We start from the raw sequence: 1835 nt of genomic DNA, 5'->3' as shown, positions 1-1835 counted from the left end.
AAGCATTGAAACCATCAAGCCTAATAACGTTCAAAAAGATTATAAAAACCTGCTCATCCTGGGTTCTGGCGATATGGCCAGCAGGAAATTTATCCACGACATTATTTATGAACTGAATAAACGGCTGGGAGACGATGACATCACCTATAAGTATGAATACCTGGGTGCAGAAGAAGCGCAAATAAGCGAAAACCTCGATAAGGCCGTATTGGCAAATAAACATGATGCGATACTCATTATCAGCCCTTTAAGTTCAACGATCAGATACACTGTAAATCGCAGCATCTTTACCCAGGGCAATTGGGTTCAGCAAGGACAACAATGGGTGCCAGATCCCACCATCACTTACGATGAACGCCTCCTGGAAAAAGTGGATATCCGAATGGCAGAAGACCTTAATAGTGAGCCCATTTGGACGGCACTCCTGCAAACCAATATCAATAGCGATGCACAAAAATATTTGCTGCCATCAGCCGCAACCTCATTACCGAAATGAAGAAAAACATGCTCATCGCCCCGAAGAAGAAATAGTTTTCCACAAATCAGCGATATAATTATCACCTCAGCAGAAGAAATAAGTTCATTCAGCTATTTCTAACCTTTGCACTTCCAAAACCCTATACATTTGTTAATTATGAAACAATTGGGGTGTTTTTGGATTTTTTTACTCGTGGCCCTGTCCGCCGTAGGACAACAAACGGTGCTGATCACTGATGCGCAGCACCTGAAAAAGGGATTATATAAATCATTCGAAGAGTTTCAGGCCAACAGCCCGTCTGAAGAGGGCGATCTGGTGATTAAAAACCGCAGCTCCGCTGCCCAAATTTACCTGCTCGCCAACAGAAATGAACTGGTAATCCGGGATGGCGCCGGTCAGGAACATAAAGTAAAAAATTACTGGGGCTTCTGTGATGGTACCAACATCTTTATCAAAGACAATGGCCTCAACAAAATAGAAGAAACCGGTTATTACTGCATTTACACCTTGCACGGCATTCAGCCTTCGCGCAGCTACCTCAATCAGGCCGATATGACCACCAACAGCATCAGTACACCGGTGGCGCTTAAAAAAGTATTGAATGTTGTTACCGGACAGATACTGGAGTTATCTGCCTATAATCTCAAAAAATATATCCTTCCCCAGGACAGCATCCTGCTCGATGAATTCAGAGCCGACAGAGAAAAGAAAGAGCAACTGGAGTATTATATCTACCAGTTCAATCAGCGGAACAAACCGGTGATGCAGTAAGGCCGTAGAGAACTGGCCGCTGGTCTTATGTTCAGAATTTTCAGATAAGATGAAGATCTCCTGTTGGTAGATTAAATAAAACCCGTTATGGCCCGATTTAATTTGAGTCAATTTGAGCCTATTTGAGTTCCATTAACCAAAGCATTTTTTCCCGTTTTTATTTTTGCGCTTCACAATATTGTGAGATGATTTAAACATTTCTGTTTATGAAGAAAGAATTGATTGAAGCGCTGTTTGCTCAGTTTGAGCAAGCCCGTTATGAACACAAAGGCATTGAATGCTGGAGCGCCAGAGAATTGCAGGAAATTCTTGGGTACACGCAATGGAAGAATTTTCTCAAAGTTATTGAAAAGGCTAAAAATGCCTGTAAAAACAGTGGGGTGGCGGTTTCCGATCATTTTGCTGATATCGGCAAAATGATCAATCTTGGAAAAGGTGGTAAGAGGGAATTGGAGGACATTGCCCTTACCCGCTACGCTTGTTACCTCGTTGCCCAAAGCGGCGATACACAAAAAGATCCTATTGCATTCGCTCAAACCTATTTCGCAGTTCAAACCCGCAAACAGGAAGTCATTGGAAAAAGACT

3 protein-coding genes are annotated in these 1835 nt (G+C 42.6%); all 3 read left to right on the top strand.

Annotated features, from left to right (window positions below):
* Positions 1-496: hypothetical protein (locus VIP81_RS08160; protein WP_331958247.1), on the top strand; the 496-nt coding region annotated here is incomplete at its 5' end.
* Positions 497-634: 138 nt separating this feature from the next.
* Positions 635-1249 carry a hypothetical protein gene (locus tag VIP81_RS08155; RefSeq protein ID WP_331958245.1) on the top strand — a complete coding sequence of 205 codons (615 nt, stop codon included), beginning with the start codon at positions 635-637 and terminating at the stop codon, positions 1247-1249.
* A gap of 206 nt (positions 1250-1455) precedes the next feature.
* A partial coding sequence (locus VIP81_RS08150; RefSeq protein ID WP_331958243.1) for a BRO family protein occupies positions 1456-1835 on the top strand: 380 nt, incomplete at its 3' end.

Origin of the sequence: Chitinophaga sp. (assembly GCF_036566945.1) — a bacterium.
In the GTDB taxonomy this organism is placed as follows: Bacteria; Bacteroidota; Bacteroidia; order Chitinophagales; family Chitinophagaceae; genus Chitinophaga.
Note: the sequence above shows the minus strand (reverse complement) of the source record. Positions and strands in the feature narration are given on the sequence as shown.

Bases quoted from the DNA above. Each gene is read 5' to 3' on its own strand.
- VIP81_RS08155 (WP_331958245.1), top strand. From the start codon at position 635: ATGAAACAATTGGGGTGTTTTTGGATTTTTTTACTCGTGGCCCTGTCC.